The sequence below is a fragment of the Streptomyces sp. NPDC001663 genome (genome assembly GCF_042893105.1).
Taxonomy (GTDB): domain Bacteria; phylum Actinomycetota; class Actinomycetes; order Streptomycetales; family Streptomycetaceae; genus Streptomyces.
This window is the reverse complement of the sequence record NZ_JBIAUR010000003.1, coordinates 75,315-95,247: the sequence shown is the minus strand read 5'-3', so window position 1 is coordinate 95,247 and position 19,933 is coordinate 75,315. Positions and strand designations below refer to the sequence as shown.

General features: G+C 71.3%; 20 protein-coding genes. 11 read left to right on the top strand and 9 right to left on the bottom strand.

Annotation, left to right across the window (positions count from 1 at the left end; genetic code table 11):
• Positions 1–40: 40 nt before the first annotated feature.
• The gene (locus tag ACFY1L_RS10975) at positions 41–925 is read right to left on the bottom strand and encodes a LysR family transcriptional regulator (protein WP_388821449.1); all 885 of its coding nucleotides are present in this window, start codon (positions 923–925) and stop codon (positions 41–43) included.
• A gap of 131 nt (positions 926–1,056) precedes the next feature.
• Between ACFY1L_RS10975 and ACFY1L_RS10970 the strand changes: the two genes are divergently transcribed.
• Entirely contained in the window at positions 1,057–1,953 is an 897-nt protein-coding gene (locus tag ACFY1L_RS10970) for an SDR family oxidoreductase (RefSeq protein ID WP_388821446.1), read from the top strand.
• Here ACFY1L_RS10970 and ACFY1L_RS10965 read toward each other — a convergent pair.
• The 3 genes from ACFY1L_RS10965 to ACFY1L_RS10955 are packed head-to-tail and all read right to left on the bottom strand — an operon-like array spanning position 1,938 to position 4,717.
• Positions 1,938–2,849 carry a LysR family transcriptional regulator gene (locus tag ACFY1L_RS10965; protein ID WP_388821443.1) on the bottom strand — a complete coding sequence of 304 codons (912 nt, stop codon included), beginning with the start codon at positions 2,847–2,849 and terminating at the stop codon, positions 1,938–1,940. The two genes, ACFY1L_RS10970 and ACFY1L_RS10965, sit on opposite strands and share 16 nt — an antisense overlap.
• Positions 2,850–2,858: 9 nt before the next feature.
• Positions 2,859–3,749 carry a DMT family transporter gene (locus ACFY1L_RS10960; protein ID WP_388821440.1) on the bottom strand — a complete coding sequence of 297 codons (891 nt, stop codon included), beginning with the start codon at positions 3,747–3,749 and terminating at the stop codon, positions 2,859–2,861.
• Positions 3,750–3,784: 35 nt separating this feature from the next.
• Positions 3,785–4,717 (bottom strand): EamA family transporter, encoded by a 933-nt coding sequence (locus tag ACFY1L_RS10955; protein WP_388821437.1) that lies wholly within the window; start codon positions 4,715–4,717, stop codon positions 3,785–3,787.
• A gap of 130 nt (positions 4,718–4,847) precedes the next feature.
• Here ACFY1L_RS10955 and ACFY1L_RS10950 point away from each other — a divergent pair, with 130 nt between their 5' ends.
• A complete protein-coding gene (locus ACFY1L_RS10950; protein WP_388821434.1) occupies positions 4,848–5,345 on the top strand; it encodes a MarR family winged helix-turn-helix transcriptional regulator in 498 nt (165 codons plus the stop codon).
• Between the two features lie 12 nt (positions 5,346–5,357).
• Here the strand turns inward: ACFY1L_RS10950 and ACFY1L_RS10945 are convergent, their stop codons facing one another.
• Positions 5,358–6,803 (bottom strand): FAD-dependent monooxygenase, encoded by a 1,446-nt coding sequence (locus ACFY1L_RS10945; RefSeq protein ID WP_388821432.1) that lies wholly within the window; start codon positions 6,801–6,803, stop codon positions 5,358–5,360.
• Positions 6,804–6,917: 114 nt separating this feature from the next.
• Here ACFY1L_RS10945 and ACFY1L_RS10940 point away from each other — a divergent pair, with 114 nt between their 5' ends.
• A complete protein-coding gene (locus tag ACFY1L_RS10940; RefSeq protein ID WP_388821429.1) occupies positions 6,918–7,517 on the top strand; it encodes a TetR family transcriptional regulator in 600 nt (199 codons plus the stop codon).
• 67 nt (positions 7,518–7,584) lie between these two features.
• Here ACFY1L_RS10940 and ACFY1L_RS10935 read toward each other — a convergent pair whose 3' ends face one another.
• The 3 genes from ACFY1L_RS10935 to ACFY1L_RS10925 form a co-directional block, all read right to left on the bottom strand.
• Complete coding sequence (locus ACFY1L_RS10935) at positions 7,585–7,836, bottom strand: hypothetical protein (RefSeq protein WP_388821426.1); 252 nt, start codon at positions 7,834–7,836, stop codon at positions 7,585–7,587.
• Between the two features lie 83 nt (positions 7,837–7,919).
• Positions 7,920–10,019 (bottom strand): 4-alpha-glucanotransferase, encoded by a 2,100-nt coding sequence (gene malQ, locus ACFY1L_RS10930; protein ID WP_388821423.1) that lies wholly within the window; start codon positions 10,017–10,019, stop codon positions 7,920–7,922.
• The gene (locus tag ACFY1L_RS10925) at positions 10,020–10,250 is read right to left on the bottom strand and encodes a hypothetical protein (RefSeq protein ID WP_388821420.1); all 231 of its coding nucleotides are present in this window, start codon (positions 10,248–10,250) and stop codon (positions 10,020–10,022) included.
• Between the two features lie 177 nt (positions 10,251–10,427).
• On the opposite strand from ACFY1L_RS10925, the gene ACFY1L_RS10920 reads away from it, so the two are divergent.
• Genes ACFY1L_RS10920 through ACFY1L_RS10910 form a run of 3 tightly spaced genes read left to right on the top strand, consistent with a single transcriptional unit; the run spans position 10,428 to position 13,011 of the window.
• Positions 10,428–10,961 carry a PadR family transcriptional regulator gene (locus tag ACFY1L_RS10920; RefSeq protein ID WP_388821418.1) on the top strand — a complete coding sequence of 178 codons (534 nt, stop codon included), beginning with the start codon at positions 10,428–10,430 and terminating at the stop codon, positions 10,959–10,961.
• A complete protein-coding gene (locus ACFY1L_RS10915) occupies positions 10,958–11,662 on the top strand; it encodes an ABC transporter ATP-binding protein (RefSeq protein ID WP_388821415.1) in 705 nt (234 codons plus the stop codon). Before ACFY1L_RS10920 ends, ACFY1L_RS10915 begins: the two co-directional genes overlap by 4 nt.
• Entirely contained in the window at positions 11,659–13,011 is a 1,353-nt protein-coding gene (locus ACFY1L_RS10910; protein ID WP_388821412.1) for an FtsX-like permease family protein, read from the top strand. Before ACFY1L_RS10915 ends, ACFY1L_RS10910 begins: the two co-directional genes overlap by 4 nt.
• Before the next feature lie 107 nt (positions 13,012–13,118).
• On the opposite strand, the gene ACFY1L_RS10905 is transcribed toward ACFY1L_RS10910, so the two are convergent.
• A complete protein-coding gene (locus ACFY1L_RS10905; RefSeq protein ID WP_020116449.1) occupies positions 13,119–13,655 on the bottom strand; it encodes an HNH endonuclease in 537 nt (178 codons plus the stop codon).
• Positions 13,656–13,977: 322 nt separating this feature from the next.
• Between ACFY1L_RS10905 and ACFY1L_RS10900 the strand changes: the two genes are divergently transcribed.
• The 5 genes from ACFY1L_RS10900 (at position 13,978) to ACFY1L_RS10880 (ending at position 19,928) form a co-directional block, all read left to right on the top strand.
• Positions 13,978–15,072: a mechanosensitive ion channel family protein gene (locus ACFY1L_RS10900; protein ID WP_388821409.1), complete on the top strand. Its 1,095-nt coding sequence runs from the start codon at positions 13,978–13,980 to the stop codon at positions 15,070–15,072.
• Between the two features lie 375 nt (positions 15,073–15,447).
• Positions 15,448–16,659: an ROK family transcriptional regulator gene (locus ACFY1L_RS10895; RefSeq protein WP_388821406.1), complete on the top strand. Its 1,212-nt coding sequence runs from the start codon at positions 15,448–15,450 to the stop codon at positions 16,657–16,659.
• 86 nt (positions 16,660–16,745) lie between these two features.
• Positions 16,746–18,083 (top strand): ABC transporter substrate-binding protein, encoded by a 1,338-nt coding sequence (locus ACFY1L_RS10890; protein WP_388821403.1) that lies wholly within the window; start codon positions 16,746–16,748, stop codon positions 18,081–18,083.
• A gap of 7 nt (positions 18,084–18,090) precedes the next feature.
• Positions 18,091–19,032, top strand: coding sequence for a carbohydrate ABC transporter permease (locus ACFY1L_RS10885; protein WP_388821400.1), 942 nt, complete (start codon positions 18,091–18,093; stop codon positions 19,030–19,032).
• Positions 19,033–19,034: 2 nt separating this feature from the next.
• The gene (locus ACFY1L_RS10880; RefSeq protein ID WP_388821397.1) at positions 19,035–19,928 is read left to right on the top strand and encodes a carbohydrate ABC transporter permease; all 894 of its coding nucleotides are present in this window, start codon (positions 19,035–19,037) and stop codon (positions 19,926–19,928) included.
• Positions 19,929–19,933: the final 5 nt, after the last annotated feature.

Sequence of the window (19,933 nt, the reverse complement as noted above, 5' to 3'; positions counted from 1 at the left end):
GGGCACCTCCGGAGTTGCGTCACGCGGGGACGGGGTGACGCTATCGCGGGTCGGGGCCCGTGAGGTGGCTGCGCGCACACTTGCGGAAGTCCGCCACCAGACGGCTGCGGTCGCCGGCCCGGGTGGCCAGGACGACATGGCAGGGCTCGACGCCGTGCAGGGGGACGGCGGTGAGGTCGGGGCGGAGGGCACGGCCTCGCACGTCGGCCGCGATGACCAGGGCCTGTCCGTCGGCGACGACCTCGAACTTGTCCTCCAGGGCTTCGATGACAGGGCCGTCGGGTGCCCGGCTGCCGTCCGGACGGGGGTCGAGGCGCCAGAAGGCGTCCACGGCCGGATCGGCGCCGAGCAGCCGCGGCAGGGGTTCGTCGGCGATGTCGTCCAGGGTGACGGACTCCTTGCCGGCCAGCCGATGGTCGAGGGGGACCACCACGGTCCGGGGCTCGTCGTAGAGGATCGTGACCTCCAACCGGTCGGTGGGGAAGGGCAGTCGGGCCACCACCGCGTCCACCCGGCGGTCCAGCAGCGCCGTGTGCGTCTCGCCCCAGTCCAGGTGCATGGACCGGACCTCGGCTTCCGGGTTCCGGCGCCGCAGCTCACGCACCGCCGGGGTGACGATGATCGCGGCCGTGAAGCCGACGGTGAACCGGCTGGGCTCTGCCGCCGCCCGGGCCTGCGCGGTGGCCTGGGCGGCGCCTCGCAGCAGCGCCTCGGCCTGCGGCCGGAACACCTCGCCGGCCTCGGTGAGCCGGGTGCCCCGCGGGGTGCGGTCCAGGAGGCGGGCGCCGACCTGCTGCTCCAGGCGGCGGATCTGCCGGCTCAGCGACGGCTGGGTGATGTGCAGGGCCTCGGCGGCCCGGCCGAAGTGACGGTGTTCGGCGACAGCGGTGAAGTACCGGACGAGGCGCAGATCGAGGTCGGCCATACGATCCAGCGTAGCCATCTGGGGTGATGCCCGAAGCGCATTGCCCCATGCGAAAGAAGCTTTGGACGCGGGCCGCGGTCCCTTCCGAGGATGGAGGCACATCCACTTCCCCTCTTTTCGAAGGACTGACCATGCGCGTATTCGTCACGGGCGCGACCGGATTCATCGGTTCCGCCGTGGTCCGCGAACTTCTCGACGCCGGGCACGAGGTCACCGGTCTCGCCCGCTCGGAGGCGTCCGCGGCGGCGCTGACGGCCGCCGGGGCCGAGGTGCACCGGGGCTCGCTCGAGGACCCGGACAGCCTGGCCGCGGGGGCCGCCGCGGCCGACGGTGTCGCCCACCTCGCCTTCATCCACGACTTCTCGGACCTCGAGGCCGGGTACGCCGCCGACCGGCGGGCCATCGAGACGATCGGGGCGGTGCTGGACGGCTCGGGGAAGCCCTTCATGGTCGCCTCGGGCACGGCGTTGCTCCAGCCGGGAACGGTCGGCACGGAGGAGGACACGTTCCAGCCGGGGTCGTTCGGGGCGCTCCGAGGGCGCAGCGAGATCACTGCCCTCGCGCTGGCCGACCGCGGGGTTCGCTCGATGTCCGTCCGGTTCTCCCCGTCCGTGCACGGCCGGGGCGACCACGGCTTCGTCCCGATGCTGATCGCCACCGCCCGCGAGAAGGGTTTCGCGGCCTACGTCGGCGACGGCGCCACCCGCTGGGCGGCCGTGCACCGCTCGGACGCCGCCCGCCTGGTCCGGCTCGGTCTGGAGTCCGCACCGGCGGGCGCCCGTCTGCACGCCGTCGGCGAGGAGGGCGTCCCGTTCCGCGACATCGCCACGGTCATCGGCCGCCACCTGGACGTGCCGGTCCGGTCCGTCGCCCCCGAGGAGGCCGAGACCCACTTCGGCTGGCTGGCCACCGTCGCCGCCCTCGACGTACCGGCGTCGAACACCCTGACCCGCAAGTGGCTGGACTGGGAGCCGACGGGACCCGGTCTGATCGAGGACCTGGAGGAGGGGCACTACTTCGAGAGCTGACCCGCCGCGGCTTCCCGCAGGGCCTCCAGCACCCGCCCCACCGCTGCCCCCTCCCCGGCCCCCTTCCGTACGGCCGCCACCACGTGCCGCAGCGGCCGGTCCGCCGTCAACTCCCGCATCACCACGCCGCGTTCCCTCCCCACGGCCGCCATGCGCGGGACGAGCGCGACGCCCATCCCGGCCTCGACCATCGCCAGGATCGCCGTCCAGCCGGCCGCCGAGTGCCCCTGGACCGGGCTGAACCCGGCCGCCTCGCAGGCCCCGCGGGTGATGTCGGACCAGGGCCCGCTGCCGCCGAAGATCCACGGCTCCCCGGCAAGGTCTGCGAGCCGCAGCCCGTCCACAGCGGCGAGCGCGTGGTCGCGGGGCAGGGCGACGTCGAGGGGGTCGGCGAGCAGCGGTACGCGGGTGAAGCGGGGGTCCGCGGCCGTCGGGGCCTGCGCGGCGAGGGACAGCGCGAGATCGACGTCCCCGGCGGCCAGCAGCTCGTAAGCCTCCGAGGCCTCCGCCTCCCGCACCCGCACGGTCACCCCGGGGTGCGCGGTCCGCAGCGCCTTCACGGCCGGTACGACGAGGGCGGGCACGGCGGTGGAGAACGCCCCGACCCGCACCTCGCCCACGTCACCCTGCACATAGGCCGCCAACTCGGCGTCCGCGCGCTCCAGTTGCTCGAACACGGCCTCCGCATGCCGCAGCACGAGCCGCGCCGCGTCCGTCAGCCGTACCCGCCGCCCCTGCGCCTCCAGCAAGGGCACCCCGAGCTGCCTGGCGAGGTTGGTCAACTGCTGCGACACGGCCGAGGGCGTCATCCGCAGCGCCTCGGCGGTCGCGGTCACCGTCCCCCGCTCCCCGAGCGTCCGCAGGATCTGCAGCTTCCGGATGTCCCAGTCGACCATGGCGGCAACCTATACGGCGGCCCCCAGCATCACCCCGCCGAGGATCAGCGCCATGCACAGCAGCTGCGCCGGGCCCACCCGTTCACCGAGCACCGCCCAGGACAGCAGGGCCACGCACACCGGCTGCAGGTAGTAGACGACTCCCGCCCGGGCCGCGCCGACCAGGGCGATCGCCTTGTTCCAGGCGAGGAAGGCGACGGCGGAGGAGGCGACGCCGACGTAGAGGAGCGGGAGGACGGTGCCCGGCGTCGGCGTGAAGCCGCCCTGGGCGGTGAGGCTCACGGCCTGGGCGGGCAGCAGCAGAGCCGTGCCCAGGAGGAAGGTGGTGAACAGGAAGGCCGTACCGCCGAGTTCGGCCGGCTTGCGCCTGAGCAGCGCGCTGTACGAACCGAAGCAGCAGGCCGCGGCGATCATCCAGAGGTCACCGGAGGCGAAACCCGCGCCGCCTCCGACCAGCAGCACCACACCCACGCACGCCGTCAGCAGCCCGGCGACCCGCCGCGCCCCCAGCCGTACGCCGCCCGCCCGCTCGAACACCGCCATCAGCACCGGCGAAGCGGCCATGACCATGCCCATGTTGGCGGCCGGAGTCGTCAACCCGGCCTGGTTGACGAGGGTGTTGTAGACGGTCACGCCGAGGAGCGAGGCGAGCAGCACGAAACCGAGGTGCCGTCGTATCAACTCCCGCTGTCGCCAGGCCTGTCGGGCCCCGAACGGCGCCACCGCCACCAGCGCCACCACCCACCGCCAGAACGCCTGCTGCACCGGCGGCACGCTGTCGTGCAGGGCCCGGGAGGTCACGAAGCTGCCGGACCAGACGACGGTGGCGAGGGCGGCGAGGGCGAGCCCGAGGAGCGGGGCGGTGGTACGGGAGGCGGTCCGGTGGAGGGCGACGGCCACGGAGGTCCTTTCACTGGTCGGTGATCTCGGTGGACCTACCGTCGCAGCGCCGCACCTGTCACGTCCATCGAATCTTTCCGACGATTCCGTTCAGAAGAACTGAACGATACGAGGGTGCGACGCCCTCCGAGCTGCCCCGCCACCGTCGCCCCGAACGCCAGCGCCATGCCCGCCAGTTGGACCGGAGTGAGCGCCTGCCCGAGGGCCGCCCAGCCGACGACCGCGGCGGTCAGCGGGGACAGCGGGCCGAGGAAGGTGACCTGGGTGGCGGTGAGTCGGCCGATGCCGCGGAACCACAGCCAGTAGGCGACGGCCGTGTTGGCCAGGGCGAGGTAGAGGTATCCGCCGAGCGCACGGGCGTCCAGGGCGGGCGGCGCGCCCTCGACCAGGAGGGCTAGCGGGGCGATGAGCAGGCCGCCGGCGGTCAACTGCCAGGCGGTGAGGGCGAGCGGCCCCACACCCTCCGGCCGACCCCACCTCTTGGTCAGCACCGTGCCGGTCGACATGGACGCGGTCGAGGCGAGGGCGGCCAGGACCCCGACCGGGTCGAGCGCCCCGGCCGCCTTCAGTACGACCAGACTGACGCCGAACGCGGCCACGACCCCGGCGGCCAGCGCCCGCCCCGTGGGCCGCTGCCCCAGCAGCACCGCCGACAGTCCGACCACGAACAACGGCCCGACCGAGCCGACGACGGCGGCCATTCCGCCGGGCAGCCGGTACGCGGACAGGAACAGCAGCGGGAAGAAGGCACCGATGTTCAGCGCGCCGAGGACCGCCGCCTTCCACCACCAGGCGCCGCGCGGCAGGACACGGGAGAGCGCCAGCAGGAGCAGACCGGCGGGCAGAGCGCGCATGAGGCCGGTGAACAGGGGGCGGTCGGCCGGGAGGAACTGGGTGGTGACCGCGTAGGTCGTGCCCCACGAGACGGGGGCGAGGGCGGTGAGCAGTACGGTCGCGGGCCGTTTCATGACCGGACCCCTCTCGAAGGCGACGAAGTGACTTGATGGAATTAGCTTGGTAGAAAGTAGCTTAGCCCTAAGCTACTTTCTACCAAGCCACTTTCTTGCGGGCAACCGGGATCCGTCCGATACTCACCGCATGAGTGCACAGGCCAAGGACCCCGTCGACACGATCATCGAGCAGTGGGCGGAGGTGCGGCCGGACCTCGACACCCGGGCGATGGAGGTCTTCGGGCGGATCTTCCGGCTGTCGCGCGCGATGGGCGACCGGATGGAGAAGGCGTACGCGCGCTTCGGGATCTCCCGCGGCGAGTTCGACGTCCTGGCGACGCTGCGCCGCTCCGGCGAGCCCTACACCCTCTCCCCCCGCGAGCTCTCGGCGACGCTGATGCTCACCACCGGCGGCATGACCGGCCGCCTCGACAAGTTGGAACGGGCCGGCCTGCTCCGCCGCTCCCCCGATCCGCACGACCGCCGGGCCCTCCAAGTCACCCTGACGGAAGAGGGGTTGAACATCATCGACGAGGCGGTCGGCGCGGGCCTCGCCGCCGAGACGGAGACCCTGACCGTCCTCGACGACGAACAGGCCGGCCAACTGGCCGGCCTGCTGCGGGAGTTGCTCGCCGGGACCCGCTGAACCCGGCTCCGCTCACCCCACTCGTTCGGCGACCGCCTTCTCGATCGCCGCACCGTCCGCCGAGTCCGACGCCCAGGCCACGTATCCGTCGGGGCGGACCAGCACGGTCGTACGGCGGTCGCTCGCCCAGCCCTCCACGGCCAGCCGGCCCTTGCGGGTGCCCCCGTCGTCGTACTCCTCCGGGGTGATCAGTACGAACCTGCCGCCGCGCAGGACCTCGTACAGGCGGCCACCCCTGAGCGCGACGTCCGGGACGCGGGTGCCGGTGAGGCGGTGGGCACCGCGCGGGGCCGGGTAGTTGTAGCCGATGCCGGTGATCTGGCCGGCCGCCCTGCGGCGGGCCGGGCCGACGTTGTTGAGGAAGGTGGTCAGCACCGCCCGCAGCGCCAGCGTCCAGGGGCGCTTGGCCATGGCGAGGCGGACGATGCCGCCGCTGCTGCGCAGGACCGACTTGCCGACGGGATGGCGCTCGGCCTGGTAGGTGTCGAGGAGGGCCGCGTCCGCATGGCCCTGGACGACGGCGGCCAGCTTCCAGCTCAGGTTGGCCGCGTCCTGCAGCCCGGTGTTCATGCCCTGGCCGCCGGCCGGGGTGTGGACGTGTGCGGCGTCTCCGGCGAGGAAGACGCGGCCCACACGGTAGGCGGGCGCCTGGCGCTCGTCGCTGTGGAAGCGGGACATCCAGCGGGCGTCGCGCATGCCGTAGTCGCGGCCGAGAGCGAGCCGGGCGACCTCCTTGACCTCCTCGAGGTCGAGGGGCTCGCTGTCGGGGACGTTGCGGGCGCGGTTCCAGCCGATGATCCGGTAGTAGCCGTCGCCGAAGGGCGCGAGGAAGGCGAAGGCGTCGCCGGCGGTGTTGACGGTCAGCAGGGACTCGGGCTCCTCGGCCAGCTTCACGTCCGCGAGGACGACGGACCGGATGACGGAGTGACCGGGGAAGGACAGCCCGATCGCATGGCGTACGGCACTGCGCATGCCGTCGGTGCCGACGACGTACGCGGCCCGCAGACTCCCGGTCGCCCCGCCGGGCCCGCGGACCCCGACGGTCACCGCGTCCGCGTCCTGGGTCAGCCCCGTCATCTCGGTCTCGTACCGGAAGTCGACCCCGGCCTCGACGGCGCGGTGCTCCAGGACCTTCTCCACCTCGTACTGCGGGATGACGAGCAGGTGATTGAAGCGGGACGGGAGGGCGCCGAGGTCGACGGTGAGGCGGCCGAAGAGGCGGAGGCGGTCGAGGGGGCGGCCGACGGACTCCAGACCGTCGGCGAGACCTCGGGCGTCGAGCTGCTCGAGGGTGCGGGCATGCAGGACGAAGGCGCGGGAGAGGTTGCTGATCTTGTGCGGGCGCTTTTCGAGGAGGGTGACGGAGACGCCGGCGGTCGCGAGGTCGCCGGCCAGCAGAAGACCGGCGGGGCCGGAGCCGACGACGATCACGGAGCGGTTGGTGGCGGTGCCGTTCATTGGGGCCTCCAGTTGCCAACGCTTGTTTGCCAACGCTTGTTGACGAGAGTAGAGGCGCCCGATCCGGGAAGTCAACACTTGTTGGCCTACGCATGTTGGCCTACGCTCGTTGGCATGCATGACAGCAACAGCGACAGCAGCACGGATTCCGGCTCCGGCACCCGCCGCCGCTCCGACGCGACCCGCGGCGCGATCCTCCTCGCAGCCCGCGAGCGCTTCGCCTCCGACGGATACGACCGGGCGACGATCCGGGCCATCGCGAAGGACGCGAACATCGACCCGTCGATGGTGATGCGCTACTACGGAAACAAAGAAGGGCTGTTCGCGGCCGCGGTCTCCGTCGATCTGGAGCTGCCGGACCCGGGTTCACTGCCCCGGCACGACGTCGGCCGGGCACTCGTCGTCCACTTCCTCGGCATGTGGGAGCGGAACGAGGTGCTCACGGCGCTGCTGCGGGTCGGCGCGACCAATCAGGCCGGAGCCGAGCGGATGCAGGGCATCTTCCAGGACCAGCTGCTGCCGGTCGCCCTCGCCGTGTGCCCGGACCGCGAGCAGGCGCCGGCGCGGGCCGGGCTCGCGGCCACGCAGATGCTCGGGCTGGCGCTGACCCGTTACGTCCTGCGGATCCCGCCGGTCGTGGCGCTGCACCCCGAGGAGATCGTGGCGTGGCTGGCGCCCACGGTGCAGCGGTATCTGACGGCACCGAGCCCGTGAGAAAACACCGAGGGCACCCGTCTCACCGACGCACGGTGAGGCAGGCGCCCTCGGCAAAAGCGTGAGGTCAGGCCTTCGCCTTGGCCTTCGGCTCGCGGTCCTTGGACTTGTCCAGGACCATCACCAGGCCCGCGATGACCGCGAACAGGATGATCGGGGCGGCAACGTAGAGGCCCAGCGTGTCGATGACACTCAGGCCCGTGCCGGGGTCGTCGCCGTCGTCGCGGGTCAGCGCGAGCGCGGGGGACGACATGAGCAGCATCATCAGCGTCGTACCGGCAGCCAGGGCGCCGGCGCGCAGGGCGTTCTTCTTGTCCACGGTGCAAAAATATCGAAGGCCGATCCGGGCCGCTCGTCCGGGGTGCCGTATCGCCGCTCGCCAGGGGTTTCGCAGGAACCGCCCTACTGCGCGGCATCCCCCTCCGCGCCCGCTCTCAGCACCTCCACCAGCGCATGCAGCCGCGGTGACGCCGCCAGCTCCTCCAGCGTCACCGGCCGTCCCTCCGCGTCCGCGATCGGCAGCCGCCAGTTCGGGTACTGGTCCCAGGTGCCGGGGAGGTTCTGGGGCCGGCGGTCGCCGACCGTGTCCGGCAGCCAGATGCCGAGCAGGCGGGACGGGGTGCGGAGCAGGAAGCGGTGGACGGCCTGGATCTCGGCCTCCTCCTCCGAGGCGCCGTGGGCGCCGCCCGTGCCGTGCAGGAGGCCGAGGCGGGTGAGCAGGCCCAGCCACTCCCCCGTGTCCGCGGCCGCCTCGGCGCGCTCCTCCTCCAGCGGGCGGGTCAACAGGCCCAGCCGGTCGCGGAGTTCGACGTGCTCGCCGGTGAGGCGGGCGGCGGTGGACGGCAGGTCGTGGGTGGTGGCGGTGGCGAGGCAGTCGGCGCGCCAGGCCTGGGGCGGCAGTGGCCGCCCGTCACCTTCCCAGTCCCGCTCGAACCACAGCACCGACGTGCCGAGCACACCGCGCTCGCGCAGCCGCTCCCGTACCCCCGGCTCGACCGTGCCCAGGTCCTCGCCGATGACGACCGTCCCGGCGCGCGCGGCCTCCAGGACGAGGATCGCGAGCATGGCCTCGGCGTCGTAGCGGACGTATGTGCCCTCCGTGGGCGGGTGGCCCTGTGGGACCCACCAGAGGCGGAACAGGCCCATGACGTGGTCGATGCGCAGGGCGCCGGCGTAGCGGAAGAGGGCCCTCAGCAGGCGGCGGTACGGCTCGTAGCCGGACTCGGCGAGGCGGTCCGGTCTCCATGGCGGCAGGCCCCAGTCCTGGCCGCGTGCGTTGAAGGCGTCCGGCGGGGCGCCCACCGACATCCCGGCGGCGAAGTACTCCTGCTGCGCCCAGGCGTCGGCGCCGTCGGGGTGCACGCCCACCGCCAGGTCGTGCACGATCCCGACCGGCATCCCGGCGTCGCGGGCGGCGCGCTGGGCGGCCGTCAGCTGATCGTCGGTGAGCCAGGCGAGACGGGAGTGGAAATCGACGCGGTCCATCAACTCCCCGCGGGCGCGCGCCGTCTCGGCCGAGCGGGGGTCCTGGAGGGGGGCGGGCCAGCGACTCCAGTCGGGGCCGTGGACCTCGGCGAGTGCGTACCAGGTGGCGTGGTCCTCCAGGGCCTCGCCCTCCTCGGCGAGGAAGTCGACGTACGCGGCCCGCCGCCCCGGCCCGAGGGGCACCTCGCGGATCAGCTCGAGCGCCTCCCGCTTGAGCTCCCACACGGCGTCCCGGTCGATCAACGCGCCCTTGTCCAGGACCGACTCACGCAGCCGGTCCGCCCGTTCGAGCAGCGTCCGCACCTTCTCCCGCTCCGTGACGTACGCGTACTCGGGGACGTCCTCGACGCGCAGGTGCACGGGGTCGGGGAAGCGGCGGGAGGACGGGCGGTACGGGGAGGGGTCGGTGGGAGCGCCCGGTACGGCCGCGTGCAGTGGGTTGACCTGCACGAATCCGGCGCCGAGCGCCCGGCCGGCCCAGGCGGTGAGTTCGGCGAGGTCACCGAGGTCGCCCATGCCCCAGGAGCGCCGGGACAGCAGGGAGTAGAGCTGGACCATCAGGCCGTACGAACGCGTGGTGGGCGTGGGCAGCCGGGGCGGGGCCACGACGAGGTGGGCCTCGGCACCGCGGCCGTCGGGTGCGGTGGCCGTCAAGCGGTGGACGCCGGGCGGCAGTTGCTCGGCAGAGGCGCGAGTATCGCCCTGTTCGGTCTCGATGCGCAGTCGGGTGCCGTCCGGCAGGGCGGCGAGCGCGGGGGACGTACCGCCGCTCCAGAGCACCACCGTCGGCGGCAGCAGCCGCTCGGCCAGCTCCCGCTCACGGGCGGCGAGCGCGGCGCGGGCGGCCTCGTCGGTGCCCGCGTCGACGCCGAGGGCGGCCAGGGCGAGGGTGACGGCGGTGGCGGAGGCCGCGACCGTACGGTCCGGGGAGGGGCTGTAGGAGGTGGCAACACCGTGCAGCCCGGCGAGCCGGGACAGGTCCTCGGAGGGCGGTTCGGCCGGCGCCTGCGCTGTCATCTAGGGCCTCGTGCAGTCCGGCTCGGGGGCCGCGGCCTCACTGGTCAGCGGCGCGGCGTCGGCGAGCGGCGGCTCGCTGGTCAGGGGCTCGGCGTCGGGCAGCGGCGGTTCACTGGTCAACGGGATCTCGGCGCAGGCGCCCTCCGCACTGAAGACGCAGAAGTGCGGCTCGGGTTCGACGGACGGCAGCTGCGCCACGGGTTTGGAGAGGGGGTATGCCGGTGCGGCCACGAGGGGCCTCCTTTTCGTGTACGGCGACCTTGCGGGTTATCGCAGCCCTACCCAGCGGGCGCGACGGCAGACGTACAGGAAGGAAGTAGGTGCCACGCCTCACATTCTGCTCCACCTACGAGCGGCTTCGCGGATCACTATTCACTCAGTACATGTACTGGGTGCATAATGATCCGCATGAGCACCCGCCACATCCTGTTGGGGCTGCTCGCCTCCGGTCCCAGCCATGGCTACGACCTCAAGCGACGGCACGACGAACGTTTCCCGCAGGCCCGACCGCTGGCCTACGGGCAGGTCTACACGACCCTGCAGCGCCTGGTCCGGGACGGTCTCGCCGAGGTCGAGGGGACCGATTCGGACGGCGGGCCGGAGCGGACGGCGTACCGCTCGACCGACGACGGGGCGCGTGAACTGGCCAAGTGGGCCGGGGAGATCGCGCCGCCCGCACCCTTCGTGACGAACGAGATCTTCGCCAAGGTCGTCGTCTCGATCCTGTCCGGCGGCGACCCGGCCGCCTATCTGGCCGCCCAGCGCGCCGCCCACATGGAGCGGATGCGGGAGCTCACGGCCGTGAAGACGGGTCGGGGCGCCGATCTCGCGACCGTGCTCTCGGCGGACTACGCCCTCAACCACCTCGACGCCGACCTCCGCTGGATGACGACCACGGCGGCCCGGCTCACCACCCTGACCGCGGAGGTCGACGCAGCATGAGCAACGGGGACAGCCCAGACAGCACGGTGCCGCTTCTGGCGGCCCGCGATCTCGCCAAGGCGCACGGCAGGACCGAGGCGCTGCGCGGCGCCTCGGTCGAGCTGGGCGCGGGCGAGATCCTCGCCGTGACCGGCGCGAGCGGCAGCGGGAAGTCGACGCTGCTGCACTGCCTCGCCGGGATCGTCCGCCCGGACGCGGGCTCGGTGACGTATGCCGGTGAGCGGCTGGACCGGCTGCCGGAGAAGCGGCTGAGCGAGCTCAGGCGGACCGACTTCGGGGTGGTGTTCCAGTTCGGGCAGCTGATCCCGGAGCTGACGGCCCTCGACAACGTCGCGCTGCCGCTGATGCTGGCGGGCGCCTCGCGTGCGGACGGCCAGGCGCGGGCCGGTGAGTGGCTGGAGCGGTTCGGCGTACGGGGGCAGGAGGCGCTGCGGCCCGGTGAGATGAGCGGCGGTCAGGCCCAGCGGACGGCGCTGGCACGGGCGTTGGTGACCGGCCCCAAGGTCGTCTTCGCGGACGAGCCGACGGGTGCGCTGGACTCCCTGGCGAGCGAGCAGGTGATGACGGCACTGGCGCACACCGCCCGCGAGGCGGGCACGGCGGTGCTGCTGATCACGCACGACGCCCAGGTGGCGGCGTACGCGGACCGCGAGGTGCGGCTGAGCGACGGGGCCGTGCTGCCGGCGGGGGTGACCGCGTGAGGGCGGATCTGCGGCTGGCCTGGCTGCTCACCCGGGGCTCGGACCGCCGCGAATGGTGGCGCGTGCTCCTCACCGCCGTCGGCGCGGGGCTGGCGACCGGGCTGGGGCTGGTGATCGTCGTGCTGCTGTCGCTGGACGGCCACCACAGCATGTCCGTGGGCGGCGGTCTGCTCGACGAGCCCGGCACCCGCATCGGCGTGATCTTCGCGCTGCTGATGCTGTTCATCCCGGTGCTCGGGTTCCTCGGCCAGTGCGCCCGGATCGGCGCCGTGCACCGGGACCGCAGGCTGGCCGCGCTGCGCCTGGCGGGGGCCACGCCCGCCCAGGTGCGGCGGATCGCGGCACTGGAGTCGGGGCTGGCGTGTCTGGCGGGTTCAGGAGTGGCCACGGTGTTCTCCGTGCTGACCCTGCTGCGGCTGTGGCACAGCCCCGCCCCCCTGGCCTGGGCGGGCGTCGCCGTGGTGGCCGTCGGGGTGCCGGTGCTGGGCGCGGCCGTGAGCGTGCTGGTGCTGCGCCGCGTGGTGGCCTCGCCGCTGGGGCGGATCCGGCGGGTTCGGCCGGCCGAGGGTCCGGGGCGGATGTTCCGGGTGGCGACCGCGGTGCTCGTGCTCACGGTGGGGTACATCGCGACCACCCCCTTCCACGAGGTCCCGTTCGAGTTCGCGCTCGCCCCGCTCACCGTGTTCGCCGTGTCCCTGCTGGTCGGCGCGGTGGCGGTGTGGCTGACCGGAGCGTCGGCCCGGCAGCTGGGCGAGGGGCTCACGGCCCGCGCCAGGAGACCCGCGGTGCTGATCGCTGCGGGACGGCTGCGCGACGACCCGTGGGCGGCGGCCCGTACCCATGCCGCGGTGCTGCTGGTGACGGTGGTGGCATCGGCCTTCATGGGCGTACGGCAGGTGATGCTGTCGGATCTGCACGCCCCCGACGCGCACTACGCCGAAGGGCCCGGGTTCTACGAGAACGGCCTGGACCTGACCGGCGCCGCGATCCTCGTCGCCCTCGCGCTCATGCTGACCGCGCTCGCCGTGGGCACCGCCGAGTCCGTCGCCACCCGGCGCCGGGGCCTGGCCGCGCAGGCCGCCGCCGGGGTGCCGCACGGTGTACTGGCCCGGGCGCTGCTGCTGGAGACCGCGGTGCCGCTGGCGCTCGCGGTCGCGGCGGCGGGCCTCGGCGGCACGGTGATCAGCTTCTGGTACGGCTCGATCGTCTCGGCGCACACGGCAGTGCCCGTGCCGTACACCTCGCTCCTGGTCCCTCTCGCCGTCTATCCGGCCTGTCTGCTGGCGGCAGCCACCTCGCTCCCGCTGCTGCGCCGCTCGGTCCACCCGGCCGAGCTCCGCTACACCTGACCGCATGACCGTCCGGCCCGGGAGTACGGGGGGCTCCCGGGCCGGACATGCTGTGTCCGCACGCCCTGGTGGCCATGCGGTCAGGGGGTATGCGAAGGCCCGGATCGTCAGGCGGAGATGCCGTCGATCCGGGCCATGGCGTCCTCCGCGCCGTACGGCTGCAAGTAGGGCAGCCAGCGCGGGTCCCTATGTCCGGTCCCGATGATGCGCCAGGCCAGACCGGTGGGCGGGGCCGGTTTGTGGCGCAGCCGCCAGCCGATTTCGAACAGGTGTCGGTCGGCCTTCACGTGGTTGCAGCGGCGGCACGAGGCCACCACGTTGTCCCAGACGTGCTTGCCCCCGCGGCTGCGCGGGATGACGTGGTCGACGCTGGTTGCGACGCCACCGCAGTACATGCACCGGCCCCCGTCGCGCGCGAAGAGCGCACGTCGGGTAAGAGGAACGGGCCCCCGATAGGGAACCCGGACGAATCGCTTGAGCCGGACCACGCTTGGTGCGGGGACTGTGACGGTTGCGCTGTGCATGAAGGCGCCCGATTCCTCCAGGGAGACAGCCTTGTTCTCCAGGACAAGGACGAGCGCGCGGCGGAGCGGTACGACGCCGAGTGGCTCGTACGACGCGTTGAGGACCAGGACATGCGGCACGGATGCCTCCTTGGGCGTCGGCGGCGCGTGGCTCGCGCCGGGACGATCTGCAGTCAGTCTCCCCTCTTGCCTGGTGGAAGCGCCACCATGTCCCGGTAACGGGCTGGGAGTGTTTTCGACCACATCTGATTCATCCCCCGGAGGGGCTGCGCTTTATCCCACCTGCTCATCCCGGGGTGGGCACAATCCCCTCTCAGAAGACGGCAAGGATTCGCACACCGTGCCCCGATAGTGTGGTGGGCCTGCCCGTCCGGTGACCTTTTCGTGACCTTGACCGCGTCACGCGCCGGAGGGCGGACCGCTGCACCTGGAGGTACCCGCCGTGTCCTTGCCCGCCCTACTGCTCGCCGCCGGTTCGTCACCGTCACCGACCCCCTCGGTGTCGACGACGCCGGCGGTGCCCTCGCTCCAGGATGCCCAGGAGAGCGCGACCAACGCGGCCAGCTGGGTCGAGCAGAACTGGTCCACGTGGCTCGCGATCGGTCTGCGCATCCTGCTGATCCTGGTGATCGCGGGGGTGCTGAGAGCGGTCGTGCAGCGGGCGATCACCAAGCTGATAGACCGGATGACCCGCACGGCCGAGGCCGTCGACGGCACCTCGCTGGGCGGCCTGCTGGTCAACAACGAGCGGCGTCGCCAGCGCTCGCAGGCGATCGGCTCCGTCCTCCGCTCGGTGGCGTCCTTCGCGATCCTCGGCACCGCGGGCCTGATGGTCCTGGCCGCCTTCCAGATCAACCTCGCCCCGCTGCTCGCCTCCGCCGGTGTCGCCGGCGTCGCGATCGGTTTCGGCGCCCGCAACCTGGTCACGGACTTCCTCTCCGGCGTCTTCATGATCCTCGAGGACCAGTACGGCGTCGGCGACTCGATCGACGCGGGCGTCGCCTCCGGCGAGGTCATCGAGGTCGGCCTGCGTGTGACCAAGCTGCGCGGCGACAACGGCGAGATCTGGTACGTCCGCAACGGCGAGGTCAAGCGCATCGGCAACCTCTCCCAGGGCTGGGCCACGGCCGGCGTCGACGTGACGGTGAAGGCGAACGAGGACCTGGACCGGGTGAAGGCGACCCTCGACGAGGTCGCGGAGAAGATGAGCGCGGAGGAGCCCTGGAACGAGCTCCTGTGGAGCCCGATCGAGGTTCTGGGCCTGGACAGCGTGCTGCTGGACTCGATGGTCGTCCGCGTCTCGGCGAAGACCATGCCCGGCAAGTCCCTCACGGTCGAACGCGAACTGCGCTGGCGCATCAAGCGGGCCTTCGACGCGGCCGACATCCGCATCGTGGGCGGCGCGACGGCCCCGGCGGACGAGGAGCCCGTCGACCCCACGGCATCGGTGGCCGCCCCGTCGGTGCTCTCCAACCCCGACTCGCCCCAGGCAGCGGCGGCTTCACCGATCGCTCAGCAGCGGCCGGCGGCGAAGTGAGGCCCGGCCGGAACTCAGATCGCCTTCACAGGCCGATCGCATTCCGGCCACACCTCCCGACCCTCTAGCCTCACCCCCACAGCGGGCCCTTGTTCTGGAGCGCATACGCCCAGGGCCACCGAGCCTCGAGGGCTGAGCCCCACTCGGACCACTTCCGCCCCACCACCGCCCCCGCAGGTAACGAGTCTGTTGCCTCGGGGGCGGTTCCTATTGACGCCCGCTTCGCCCGGGGCCTACCTTCCTTTCCAGCCAATAGGAAACTTTCCTAACAGTGATCGGTCAGTGGCCGCACGGGGATCGTCCGGTGATCAACCGATGGACTTACCTCCCAGGTCACTGAGAAGCTGGGCAGTCGAAAGGCAGGTGTCGACACACATGGCAGGATCCGCCGGTACGCCGGGCACCCCTCGCGTCCTGCGCGCCATGAACGACCGTGCCGCCCTGGACCTCCTCCTGGAACACGGGCCGCTGTCCCGCACGCGGATCGGCAAGCTCACCGGCCTCTCCAAGCCGACCGCCTCCCAGCTGCTCGCCCGTCTCGAAGCGGCCGGCCTCGTCCTCGCCACCGGCACCACCGAGGGACGGCCCGGCCCCAACGCCCAGCTGTACGAGGTCAATCCGGCCGCCGCGTACGCCGCCGGACTCGACGTCACCCCGGAGCGCATCGTCGCCGCCGTCGCCGACGTCACCGGCCGCACGGTGGGGTCGTTCGAGCTCCAGACCCCCGGGAGGCGGCCCACCCAGCCCGTCGTCCGGCAGGTCACCGACGCCCTCGACGGTGCCGTGAAGGCCGCGGGTCTCGCCCGCGACGACGTCCACCGGCTCGTCATCGGCACCCCCGGCGCCTTCGACCCCAACACCGGCCGGCTGCGCTACGCCTCCCACCTCCCGGGCTGGCACACCCCGGCCCTCCTCGACGAACTCGCCGCCGCGCTGCCCATGCCGGTCGAGTACGAGAACGACGTCAACCTCGCCGCCGTCGCCGAACAACGGCTCGGCGCGGCCCGTGGACACGAGGACTTCGTGCTGCTGTGGAACGAGGGGGGCCTCGGTGCCGCTCTCGTCCTCGGCGGGCGGCTGCACCGCGGCTGGACGGGCGGCGCCGGGGAGGTGGGTTTCCTGCCGGTTCCGGGCGCGCCCCTGGTCCGTCACGTAACCAAAGCCAACAGTGGTGGCTACCAGGAGCTGGCCGGCTCCCAGGCCATCCCGCACCTCGCCCGCGAACTCGGCATCGGGGAGATCCCCTCGGGTCCGTACGCCGAGGTCGCCGCCGCCCTCGTCGAACGGGCCGCCACCGAGGACACCGTCCTGAACCGGCGGCTCCTGGAGACGTACGCGACGCACCTCGCCACCGGTCTCGCCTCCCTCGTCTCCGTCCTCGACCCCGAACTCGTCGTCCTCAGCGGCAGCGCGCTCACCTCGGGCGGCGAGGTGCTGCGCACCCTCGTCCAGGACGAGCTGGAGGAGCTGGCCGCCTCCCGGCCCCGGCTCGTGGTCGGCGACGTCCGTGAACATCCCGTGCTGCGCGGCGCGTTGGAGAGCGCGCTCGCGACCACCCGCGACGAGGTCTTCGACACCTCGCGCTGACCACCCCGTACGCACCGCGTACGGGCCCCCGTACTCACCCCCCGCCTTCCTCACCATCCCCCGCCCTGTCCCTGGGAGACCCTGCCATGCCCGGAATATCCCGGAAGGCGGCCGTCGCTCTCGCCGCGTCCGCCTCCCTCGCCCTCCTCGCCACCGCCTGTACCGGCCAGTCCTCCTCCGGTGCCGACGACGACGCGTCCAAGGACACGACCATCAACTTCTGGCACGCCTGGAGCGCGCCGAACGAAGTGAAGGCCGTCAAGTCCCTGGTCGCCGGCTTCGAGAAGGCGCACCCCAACATCCATGTGAACGTCGTCGGCAACATGACGGACGACAAGATCAACCAGGCCCTGCGGACGGGCGGCGACAAGGCGCCGGACGTCATCTCCTCCTTCACCACCAACAACGTCGGCAAGTTCTGCTCGTCGGGTGCGCTGGTCGACCTCAACCCCTTCTTCAAGAAGGCGAGCATCGACCCGGAGACGACGTTCCCGAAGGCGATGAACGAGTACACCCAGTTCGACGGAAACCGCTGCTCGGTTCCGCTGCTGGGTGACGCGTACGGGCTCTACTACAACAAGACGGCGTTCAAGGAGGCGGGCATCACCAGCCCGCCGAAGACCTGGTCCGAATTCGAGGCCGACGCCAAGAAGTTGACGATCACTCAGGGCGACAGCTACAAGCAGCTCGGTTTCATGCCGGACTACCACGGCTGGGAGACGACGACCGAGCACTACTTCGGGCAGTTCTCCCCGACGTACTTCAACAAGGCCGGCAAGTCGAGCCTCGCCACCGACCCCGCGTTCGAGGCCGGATTCAAGCTCCAGAAGAAGCTCGTCGACGAACTCGGCGGATTCAAGAAGCTGGAGACCTACCGCTCCAAGCTCGGTGACGAATGGGGCCCCAAGCACCCCTTCCACACCGGTCAGGTGGCCATGCAGCTGGACGGCGAGTGGCGGCTGGGAATGGCCCTGGACGCCAAGCCGAAGTTCGAGATCGGCGTGGCCCCGCTGCCCGTCCCGGACGACCAGGTCAGCACCTACGGCAAGGGCTACATCACCGGCACCATCGCCGGCATCGCCGCCACCAGCCACAAGCAGAACGCGGCCTGGGAGTTCGTGAAGTACATCTCCACGAACACCGACGCGGTGGTCGGATTCTCCAACGCCATCCACAACGTGCCCTCGACGCTCGCCGCGCTGAAGTCCCCGAAGCTGAAGTACGACCCGCGCTTCAAGACGTTCCTGGAAATCGCCGGGAACCCGAACTCGACGACGTCTCCCGCCTCCATCAACGGCGGTGTGTACCTCGCGACGATCCAGAACTTCGGCTACGACTACGAGAGCGGAAAGGTCACCGACCTGAAGGCGGGCCTGAAGAAGACGGCCGCGCAGATCGACACGGACATCGCGCAGGCGAAGTAGTCGAGCGATGAGCACCATCACGCTGGCGTCGAAGCGCCGCAGGTCGGCGCTTCGTACTCTCGCCTTCATGTCGCCCTGGTTGATCGGCTTCGCGGTCTTCTTCGCGTACCCGCTGATCTCGACGGTCTATTTCTCCTTCATGCACTACGACGGTTTCAAGCCGCCGACGTGGAGCGGAACGAAGAACTGGACGTACGTCTTCGAGCACTACCCCTTCTTCTGGCCGGCCCTGCGCAACACTCTCTGGCTGGTGCTGATCATGGTGACCCTGAGGGTCGTCTTCGGTCTCGGCGTCGGCCTGCTGATCACGAAGATCAAGACGGGCACCGGGGTGTTCCGCACCCTCTTCTACCTGCCCTACCTCGCCCCGCCGGTGGCCGCGACGATGGCCTTCGCCTTCCTCCTCAACCCCGGTACGGGCCCGGTGAACTCGATCCTGGAGAAGGTCGGCATACCGGGCCCGGGCTGGTTCAACGACCCCAACTGGTCCAAGCCGGCCCTCACCCTGCTCGCCCTGTGGGGCATCGGCGACCTGATGGTCATCTTCATGGCCGCGCTGCTCGACGTGCCGCAGGAGCAGTACGAGGCCGCGGAGTTGGACGGCGCGTCGGCGTGGCAGCGGTTCCGGTTCGTGACCCTTCCCAACATTTCGCCGATCGTGATGTTCGCGGTGGTCACGGGCGTGATCCAGACGATGCAGTACTACACACAGCCGCTCATCGCCGGGAAGGTCGCCTCCGGCGTGATCCAGGGCGCGGGCACCCAGTTCGAGCCCGGCTACCCGGAGAAGTCGACCCTGACCCTCCCCCAGCTCGTCTACAACCTCGGATTCCAGCGCTTCGACTACGGCTCCGCGTGTGTCGTCGCCCTGGTCCTGTTCGCCCTGTCCATGGTGTTCACCGCGTTCCTGATGCGGCGCCGGGGCGGTCTCAACCTGGCAGGTGACTGACCATGGCCCAAGTCCTGGACAAGCCCGTGCAGTTGAAGGCACCGGTCTCCCCCGCCGAGCGCACGGCTCGCCGCCGGACGCTCCTGGAGTGGATCGCGATCCACTCCCTGGGCGTCGCGGCCGCGCTCTTCTTCGTGCTGCCCTTCGTGTTCGTGTTCCTGACCTCGCTGATGAGCGACACCCAGGCCCTCAGCCGGGACCTGATCCCGCACACCTGGGAATGGTCCAACTACAAGAAGGTCTTCGACACCCCGGGCTTCCTGACCTGGTGGAAGAACACGCTGATCTACGCGGGACTGGGAACGGTCCTTACCGTCGTGTCGTCGATCCCGGTGGCGTACGCACTCGCCAAGTTCCGCTTCCGCGGCCGCAATCTGTCGCTGATGCTGGTCATCTCGATGATGATGCTGCCGCCGCAGGTGATCATCATCCCGATGTACCTGTTCTGGGCGAAGCAGCTGGACCTGTCGGGCACGCTGTGGCCGCTGATCATCCCGATGGCGTTCGGAGACGCGTTCTCCATCTTCCTGCTGCGCCAGTTCCTGATGACCATCCCGAACGAGTACCTGGACGCGGCGAAGGTGGACGGCTGCGGCGACTTCAGGACCCTGCTGAAGGTCGTCCTGCCGATGGCCAAGCCCGGCATCGCGGCGGTGGGCCTGTTCCAGTTCTTCTACGCCTGGAACGACTACTTCGGCCCGCAGATCTACGCGTCGGAGAACACGGGCGCATGGACCCTCTCCTACGGCCTGGAGTCGTTCAAGGGCGCGCACCACACCGACTGGAACCTCACCATGGCCGCGACCGTGCTGGTCATGGCCCCCGTGATCATCGTCTTCTTCTTCGCCCAGAAGGCGTTCGTCGAGGGCGTCACGCTCACCGGAGTGAAGGGTTAACCCCG